The 8730-nt window shown below is 71.9% G+C and carries 5 protein-coding genes and 1 pseudogene; 2 read left to right on the plus strand and 4 right to left on the minus strand.

Features of this window, described 5'->3' with window-relative positions; genetic code table 11:
- Positions 1 to 2 precede the first annotated feature (2 nt).
- Both AB0J78_RS26375 and dacB read right to left on the minus strand, forming a co-directional pair.
- Positions 3 to 1109, minus strand: a complete 1107-nt coding sequence (locus tag AB0J78_RS26375; protein WP_363793483.1) for a zinc-dependent metalloprotease — start codon at positions 1107 to 1109, stop codon at positions 3 to 5.
- A 107-nt stretch (positions 1110 to 1216) separates the two neighbouring features.
- Positions 1217 to 4183: a D-alanyl-D-alanine carboxypeptidase/D-alanyl-D-alanine-endopeptidase gene (gene dacB, locus AB0J78_RS26380; RefSeq protein ID WP_363793485.1), complete on the minus strand. Its 2967-nt coding sequence runs from the start codon at positions 4181 to 4183 to the stop codon at positions 1217 to 1219.
- Between the two features lie 147 nt (positions 4184 to 4330).
- Between dacB and AB0J78_RS26385 the strand changes: the two genes are divergently transcribed.
- Positions 4331 to 4819 carry an inorganic diphosphatase gene (locus AB0J78_RS26385; protein WP_363793487.1) on the plus strand — a complete coding sequence of 163 codons (489 nt, stop codon included), beginning with the start codon at positions 4331 to 4333 and terminating at the stop codon, positions 4817 to 4819.
- Between the two features lie 137 nt (positions 4820 to 4956).
- On the opposite strand, the gene AB0J78_RS26390 is transcribed toward AB0J78_RS26385, so the two are convergent.
- Complete coding sequence (locus tag AB0J78_RS26390; protein ID WP_363793489.1) at positions 4957 to 5352, minus strand: hypothetical protein; 396 nt, start codon at positions 5350 to 5352, stop codon at positions 4957 to 4959.
- A 15-nt stretch (positions 5353 to 5367) separates the two neighbouring features.
- On the opposite strand from AB0J78_RS26390, the gene AB0J78_RS26395 reads away from it, so the two are divergent.
- Positions 5368 to 7902, plus strand: a complete 2535-nt coding sequence (locus tag AB0J78_RS26395; protein ID WP_363793491.1) for a PEP/pyruvate-binding domain-containing protein — start codon at positions 5368 to 5370, stop codon at positions 7900 to 7902.
- A gap of 193 nt (positions 7903 to 8095) precedes the next feature.
- On the opposite strand, the pseudogene AB0J78_RS26400 reads toward AB0J78_RS26395, so the two are convergent.
- Positions 8096 to 8730 (minus strand): annotated as a pseudogene (locus tag AB0J78_RS26400) (hypothetical protein); the annotation flags it as partial.

An 8730-nucleotide genomic window follows, 5' to 3' on the forward strand; every position in this document is an offset into this window, starting at 1 on the left:
CGTCAGCCGTGGACGCGGCGGATCCAGCTGTCCGGTGCGGTGATCTCCGCCCTGGTCGGGAGGTTGTCCGGGTGCGCCCAGACGGCGTTGAAGCCGGTCATGCCGATCCGGTCCACGACGTGGTCGGTGAAGGCCGCGCCCTGGGCGTACTGGCGGATCTTGGCGTCGACGCCGAGCAGGCTGCGCAGGATGCGGTCGAGCAGACCACCACCGTTGCGGCGGTCGGTGAAGCGCTGGCGGATGGTGCCGACGCTGGGCACGACCTGCGGTCCGACGGCGTCCATGACGTGATCGGCGTGGCCCTCCAGCAGCGTGGAGATCGCGATGATCCGGTCCAGCGCGGCGCGCTGCTCCGGTGATTGCAGCAGTTCCAGGACACCGAGCATCCCCGGGCTGGATTCGGAGCGGCGAGCCGTGCGGGCCTCGCGCACCACGTTCGGCAGCCTGGTCAGCAGCTCGGCGGAACCGCCCTCCATCTGCGAGAGGAGCTGTCCGAGGCTCGCCGCGAAGTGCTCGCGCAGCCACGGCACGGCGTTGAACTGCAACCGGTGCGTCGACTCGTGCAGGCACACCCACATCAGGAAGTCGTCCGCGGGCACGCCCAGCGACTGCTGCGCGGCCACGATGTTCGGCGCCACCAGCAACAACCGCCCGCGTTGGCCCTCGACTCGGGACTCGCCGTAGGGGTCGAACTGGCCGAGGACCTTGCCGCCCAGGTAGGCCAGCACCACCCCGGCCTGCACGCCCGCGCTGCGCGCGCTGATCTCGCCCAGCAGTTCGCCACCGCGCGGCGGGAGCGAGTCCGCGGCCGACAGCGCTGCCCCGGTCAGCTCGGCCAGGCCGAAGGCCGCACCGCGCACCCAGGCCGGCCGGTCCACCACGTCACCTTCGGCGATCGGCAGGTCCAGGCCCAGGCCGGTCGTCTCGCGGACGTGCGTTTCGGCGTCGACGCTGAAACGCCGCAGCGAGCGGACCGCCCGCGCCGCCTCGGCTCGCGGGATCTCCGGCCCCGGCTTCATCAACCGGACGGCGGTGCTCACGGCGACGTTCCAGTCCAGCGCCCGAGGCACCTCGGCGGACGACGGCAGGGTGGCAGGTCGGGCGTTCACATCACCGACCGTACTTCCAAAATGGCCGGTGGTCACCTTGCGGAACTGGTCAGGTACCGGAACGTGCGGAGGATTCTCCCTGGACAGGCGCGCCCGCTCGGCGAGACCTAGCGGCAGCCGCAGCCCCGCAGGGCGTCCGCGAGCGCGTCGAGAGCCGGGCGGGCGACCGACGAGCCGGTGCCGTTGGACATCATCGCGAAGACCAGGAGTCGACCGTCCTGGGTGACCACGGATCCGGCCAGGCTGTTCGCCCCGTCGAGCGTGCCGGTCTTGGCGCGCACCCAGCCCTGGCCGGCACTGCCCTGGTAGCGGTCGGCGAGGCTGCCGCTGCCGCCCGCGATGGGCATGCCCGGGAGCAGGTCGCGCAGCTTCGCCGAGGACTCCGGCAGCGCGCCGTCCGGCCCGGCCGGTGCGGTCGCCCTGTGCAGCAGCTGCCCGAGCAGCTGCGGGGTGATCCGGTCGTCCATGGACAGGCCGCTGCCGTCGGCCATCGAGGTTCCGGTGACGTCGAAGCCGTTGCGCTGCAACACCTCGAGGACCGCCTTCGTCCCACCGGCGAACGACGGCTCCTTGCCGGTGGCGATGGCGACCTCGCGGGTCAGCGCCTCGGCCAGGATGTTGTCGGAGTGCAGCAGGACGTTCTCGACCAGCTCGCTCACCGGCGCCGACTGGACCTGACCGAGCACCTGCGCGTTGGCCGGGGCGTTGCCCTGCGCTGCGGTCGCGCCGCCCAGTCGCTTCGCCAGTTCCTGAGCGGTCTGCAGGGCGGGAGTGGAGGTGCGCGGGCTGTAGTCCTTCGTCGGATCCGCCCGGCCGCCGTCGAGCATCACCGGCTCCATCGGCGAGTAGAACCCGGCGGCCACGTCCTGCGGCAGCCACCCGGAAGCCGCGGTCGGCCCCCGGTAGCGGCTCGTGTCGACCAGAACCGTGTTCACGTTCCCGCCGGAAGCGGCTTTGACCTGCGAGACCAGGTCGTCCAGCTTCGCCGCGCCCGGGTACACCGACTCCTGGTCGCCGGACAGCGAGGACAGCGTGGGGTCGCCGCCGCCGACGAGCACCACCGTGCCCGGCTGGTTCCCGCGCACGACCTTGGTCGTCAGGCGGGCGTCGTGGTCGAGGGTCAGCAGGGCCGCGCTCATCGCCAGCAGCTTCCCGGTCGAGGCCGGCATCAGCGGCTGACCGGGGTTCTGCTGCCACAGCACGTTGCCGGTGCGGGCGTCCATGACGACGCCACCGAGCGTGCCCAGCGCCGGGTTGGCCGCCGGAGCGGCCAGCGCGGCGCTGATCCCGGACTGCGCCGGGGCGGGTGCGTTCTGCCCCAGCGGCTTGATCTCGGGGTCGAGCCGGACCGGCGCGGGCGGGTCGGCGATCTGCGCCTTGCTCAGCGCGTCGACCAGCGACGGACCGAACGCGACACCGGCCCCCAGCAGCACGACCAGGGCGATCGCGATGCCGATCAGCGGGCCGCGTCCCTTGCGGGCGGTCTTCGTCCCGACCGGCTGCTCCTGCGGGACGTGCTGCGGCACGGCGCGCGGGGCGAACGGGTCGGTGGTGTCGTCGGGCTGGTACGGCGCCTGCGGCGTCGCGAGCCCGGCGAAGTCCTCCGGCCGCGCGTAGGACTGCTGGGCCTGCGGCGGCTGCTGGGCCCGCGGGCCGGGCGCGGGCGGCGCGATCCCGACCGTCGGCTCGGCCTGCGGGGCGGCGAGACCGGCGAAGTCCGACGCGGAAGCCGTGCGCAGGGCGTCCACGTCGATCTGGTCGATCCACTGCGTCTGCTCGGCCGAGGATTCCGGCGGAGCCGATGCCCGCAGGTCCTTGAGGTCGATGCGGCTGGTCTGCTCGGCTGCGGATTCCGGCGGCTCCTGCTTGCCACCGGGCTCGGCCAGCGCCTCGTCGAGCGCGGACCGCGAGATCTGCTGCGTCCTCTCCGCCGGACGCTCTTCCGGCTCGACCGCCGGCTTCGCCTCGGCCTCGGGCATCTCCGCGGGGACCACGGCGATCATCTGCGTCTGCTCAGCAGGCCACTCGGGCTCCACTTCGGACGGCGCAGGTTCCGGTGCCACCTCGGACGTCTCGTCCTCGACGGTGTCCGGGGAGGTTGCTTCCCCCTCCTCCGTCGAGTCGTCGGCCTCTGCGACCTCGTCTTCAGCGGGTTCGGGCTCGTCCTCGCCCTGGGAACCGGAGGGCTCGGTCGACGCTTCCGGTTCCGACGCGTCCTCGGCGGGCTCGTCCTCGGGCACCGGCTCCGGTTCGGTCCGCTCCTCGGCCGCCTCGTCCTGGGGCGCCTCGTCCTGGGAGTTCTCGTCCTCGGAGGTCGTGGCCTCGGAGTCCTCGGCGGCCGGTTCCTCGCCCGGGGCCTCGGCACTCGCGTCTTCACCCGAGTCCTCGGCAGTCGCTTTCTCGGCGGTCTCGTCCTCGGTCGTGTCCTCGGCGGTGGTCTCCGAGGACTCGTCCTCGGAGGTCTCGTCCGACGACTGCTCCTGGGCAGTCGCGTCCGACGGCTCGCCTTGAGCGGTCGGCTCCTCGGCGGCCTCCGCCTCGTCCGCCGGCTCGTCCTCCGGGGTCACCTCGTCGGAAGTCCCTTCAGGGCCTTCCTGATCAGCGGTTTCGTCCTCGGAATCCGCTGCGGTCGCGGCTTCCTCGTCGGCTCCAGCATCCTCGGCCGCGGGCTTGGTGAGCTTCTGCGTCTCGGCGACGGAGCTCTTCACGTCGGCCTTGGCGAGCTTCACGGTGCTGCTGGCGCCGTTGCCCTCGGAGTCGTCGCCGAAGAGGCTTCCCGCGACCCGGACGGTGGCGGTGGGCGCGTCGGCGGATGTGGTCTTGGTCCCAGAATCGGGCGCGCTCGAACCGGTCTTCCCCGCGTCGGGTTCGGCTGAGCCGGGTCCTGCGGCGTCGCCGACTTCGGTGCTCGCCTGGCGCTCCGCCGGGTTGCTTGCGGGCGGGGTGTTCTCCGACGTCTCAGCAGCTCGATCCGGGGACGGCGCAGCGGTGCGCGGCCGGTCATCCTCGCCCGGCGAGGCCGCTTGGACGTCGGTTTCGGACACCTCACCCCGGGTGTTCTGGGGTTCGGGCACGTGCTCCTCCTCGACTGGAGGTCAGACTGCCAGATTGCGAGCTCTCGCACTGCGGTGGGGCCAGGGCGCCGAGCGTGGTCCACACTAGACGTGGTCGCGCGCGCGAGCGTGCGGACTGCATCCGACGCAAGACGAGTGAGGAACCGCGTGGACTTCGACGTCACGATCGAGATCCCCAAGGGGAACCGGAACAAGTACGAGGTGGACCACGAGACGGGCCGTATCCGTCTCGACCGGACGTTGTTCACCGCCACGCAGTACCCGGCCGACTACGGGTTCGTCGACGACACCCTGGGTGAGGACGGCGACCCGTTGGACGCGCTGGTGCTGGTCCAGGAGCCGACCTTCCCGGGTTGCCTGATCAAGTCGCGCGCCATCGGCATGTTCCGCATGCGCGACGAGAAGGGCGGCGACGACAAGGTCATCTGCGTTCCTTCGGACGACCCGCGTCAGGAGCACCTGCGGGACATCCACCACCTCTCCGAGTTCTACAGGCTGGAGATCCAGCACTTCTTCGAGGTGTACAAGGACCTGGAGCCGGGCAAGAGCGTGGAGGGCGCCACGTGGGTCGGCCGTACGGAGGCGGAGGCCGAGATCAAGAAGTCCTACGAGCGCGCCAAGGAGACCGGCCACTGACGCCACTCCTGGGCAACACCGGAAGACCCTCCTCGCGGACGCGTGGAGGGTCTTTTCGTGTCGGAAGAGTTCTCCACAGTCTGTGGACAGTTCTCCCCACCCCTGTGGACAACTGGGGACAACCTGTGGAAGACCGCTCATCGATGCCGTGTTTTCGCAGGTCGCGGCACACTCCCCAAGGGTGAGCCGTCGATCCGCCGCAGCAACACCACGGGGTCGGCCGACGCGTGTTTTCCACAGCCCCGGACGTAGGGCCGCCGCTCCTGCGGTTGGTAGAACCAGTTCATCTCGACCTTCGCGCGCGCCACCGCACGCCGGCGCGCCAGGTACCGCCGCAGCCACCGCGCCACTCCCACCGCCGCGACTCCCGCCACGGCCACCATCAGCCACGTCATCGCACTCCTTCCTCCGAGGAAGGGATGCCCGTGCGGCGAGATCATGATGGCGGCCCGGCCGGAGATCACCCTGATGGCCCCAAATTCAACGGGTGTTGATTTCATGGGCGCAGCGGAGTTATCTTCGAGCTGACTCACGAGGGGGTGGTCGCCGTGCCGGTGCTGCGACTCGACGAGGTCCGCGCGGGAACGGGCGAGGTGGTCGGCGGCAAGGCCGCCAACCTCGGCGAACTGATCGGGGCGGGGTTCCGGGTGCCGCCGGGATTCGTGATCACCACCGCCGCCTACGAGGAGGTCTGCCGCGTCGCGGACCTCCTCGACGGGCTGCCGGGATCAGCGGCCGAGATCCGCGACCGGATCACCGCCACCGCTCTCCCACCGGGACTGGCCACCGCGATCACCGACGCCTACGCCGAGCTCGGCGCGGGCCCGGTCGCGGTGCGCTCCTCGGCGACCGCCGAGGACCTGCCCGACGCGAGCTTCGCGGGCCAGCAGGACACCTACCTCAACGTCGTCGGCGCCGAAGCGCTGCTGGACGCGGTCCGCCGCTGCTGGGCGTCGCTGTGGACCGACCGCGCTGTCTCCTACCGCGAGGCGAACGGGATCGACCACTCCTCGGTGCGGCTCGCGGTCGTCGTGCAGGAGATGGTCGACGCCAGCGCCGCCGGGGTGCTGTTCACCGCCGACCCCGTCACCGGGAACCGGGCGTCCTGCGTGATCGACGCCAACACCGGGCTCGGCGAATCGGTGGTCTCCGGCGCGGTGACCCCGGACCACTTCGTGGTTTCCGGCGACCGGGTGACCAAGCGGCTCGGCGACAAACCCACCAGCGTCCGCGCGGTCGCGAGCGGCGGGGTGGAGACCGTCGCCCAGGAGTCCGGGACCGCGTCGATCAGCGACGAGCAGGCCCGCGAACTCGCCGAGCTCGGCCAGGACGTGGCGCGGCACTACGGCCCGCCGCAGGACCTGGAGTGGGCGATCGGGGCCGACGGCGTGTGGCTGACCCAGTCGCGGCCGATCACCACGCTGTTCCCGCTGCCCGCCGAGACCGAGGACGGGCTGCGGATGTACCTGTCGGTCAACGTCGCGCAGGGCGTCTACCGGCCGCTGACGCCGATGGGCGTGGCGACTCTGGGTCTGCTGGCCACCGGTGTGCTGCGCGAACTCGGCCTGTCCGCGCCGGCTGAGCGGCCGGCGCCGTTCCGGCCCGTCGACGGGTGGCTGCTCCTGGACATCACCGGCACCACCGGGAACCGGGTCGGCCGCTGGCTGCTGCCCCGGTTGATGGCGGCCGCGGAGGCGCGCACCGGTCGCGTCTACGAGTCCCTGCTGAACGATCCGCGGCTGCCGCGCAAGCCCGGCGCGACCGCGCGAACGCTGCGCGCGTTCGGCCTCCTGCTCGCGCGCAACCGGATTCCGCTGCTGTTCGCCGGGGTACTGCGCGATCCCGCAGGCGCACGAGCCGAGGCGTTCCGCCGGGTCGACGAGCTCCGCGCCGAGCTCTCCTCGCCAGAACCGAGGACCGCGCGAGAACGACTGGACACGGCCAGGCACGCGCTGCTGCGGAGCACCGCCCCGCGCATGGCGTGGGTGGCTCCCCGGATGATGCCGATCCTTCTGCTCAGCCGGCTGCTGCCGAGGCTGGTCCGCGCGACCGAGGCGGAGATCCACGAGGTCCTGTCGGGAATCCCGCACAACGTGACCACCGAGATGGACCTGGAGCTGTGGGCCATCGCGCAGCACATCGGACCCGACGTCGCCGACTTCCCCGCCCGCTACCGGGACCGGGCCCTCCCCGCCGACGTCCTCCGCGCGCTCGACGACTTCCTGGCCACGCACGGACATCGCACGGCGGGAGAGATCGACGCGGGACTGCCGCGCTGGTCGGAGGAACCCGGCCAAGTGCTTGCGCTGGTCGAGAACTACGCGCGCACCGGCGAAGCCGGGCACGACGCGGCGGAGCGCTTCCGGCAGCGCGCCGAAGAGGCCGCGGTGAAGGCGAGCGAGATCGTGTCCCGGCTGCACAACCGCGTGCACGCCGGGCTCGCGAACTTCCTGCTCGACCGGGTTCGGCAGCTGACGGGGATGCGCGAACTGCCGAAGTACTGCGCCGTCCTCGGAATCGCCGCCGCGCGGAGACACCTTCGGAACATCGGCGACGAACTCGCTTCGGACGAACGGATCTCAGATCCGTCGGACGTGTTCTTCCTGGATTACGAGGAACTCTCGGAGCTGATCGACGGCGTCGACCACCGCGCGCTGATCGCCGCCCGGCGGTCGACCCACGAGCGCGAGCTGCGCCGCAAGCACCTGCCCAGGTTGCTGCTCTCCGACGGCACCGAGCCCGAAACCCTGCTTGTCACGGCGGAAAGCGGGAACGCGCTGCGCGGAACGTCCGCCTCGGCGGGCACCGTGACCGGGATCGCCAGGGTCGTCCGCGACCCCGCGAACGCCCGGCTCACCCCGGGAGACGTCCTCGTCGCCCCGTCCACCGACCCGGGCTGGACCCCGCTGTTCCTGACCGCCTCCGGGCTGGTCATGGAGATGGGCGGACCCAACTCCCACGGCGCCACCGTCGCCCGCGAGTACGGAATCCCCGCGGTGGTCGGGGTTCCCGACGCCACCGCGCGCATCACCGACGGCCAGACCATCACCGTCAACGGCTCGGCGGGCGTCGTGGAGCTGTGAAACCGTCGCCGAGCGGGCACGAGCGCGAAAAGGGCGGCGCGCGCCGGGAAGCGCGCACCGCCCTTTAGGTCACGCCCTCGCCGGGAGGGGTGTGGCGAGGCGTGAAACTCGTTGCTTCGGGGGACGTTCGCCCGGTTCGACCGGCGGGTAGGAGGCGCGCCGGCGCGTCGACGGGCGGGCAGGATCGGGGATGTCAGTTGCCGAGCTGAGTGGTGGAGCCGAGCGGGCCGTGGGAGACGACGTCGTTGACCTTGTCCAGCGGGGCACCGGTCTTGCCGGTCAGACCCTGGACATCGCTGACGACGGGGAGGCCACCGGCCAAGCCGCCGACCGGGTCGCTCTTGCCCGTCATCCCCTGGACATCGCTGACGACGGGGAGGCCACCGGCCAGGCCGCCGACCGGGTCGCTCTTACCGGTCATGCCCTGAACGTCGCTGACGACGGGAAGGCCACCGGCCAGACCGCCGACCGGGTCGCTCTTGCCCGTCGGCAGCGGAGCGCCACCGAGCTCGGTGTTGCCCTGCGCCACGTTGCTGACCGTGTCGCCGACGACGTTGGTGGGGAGCTGGCCGGGCTTGGTCTGCGGGGACTGGGTGACCTGCTGCAGCGTGCCGGTCAGGGTGGTGGGCAGGGCACCGGTCGCACCGCTCTTGCCGACGGGCAGCGCGTCGGCGACCGGCAGGCCACCGACGACGTCGCTCACCGGGCCGAGGGCGTCGAGACCGGGCAGTCCGCTCTTGCCGACGGGCAGCGCGTCGGCGACCGGCAGGCCACCGACGACGTCGCTCACCGGGCCGAGGGCGTCGAGACCGGGCAGTCCGCTCTTGC

It is taken from the genome of Saccharopolyspora sp. NPDC049426, from assembly GCF_040676935.1.
Taxonomy (GTDB): domain Bacteria; phylum Actinomycetota; class Actinomycetes; order Mycobacteriales; family Pseudonocardiaceae; genus Saccharopolyspora.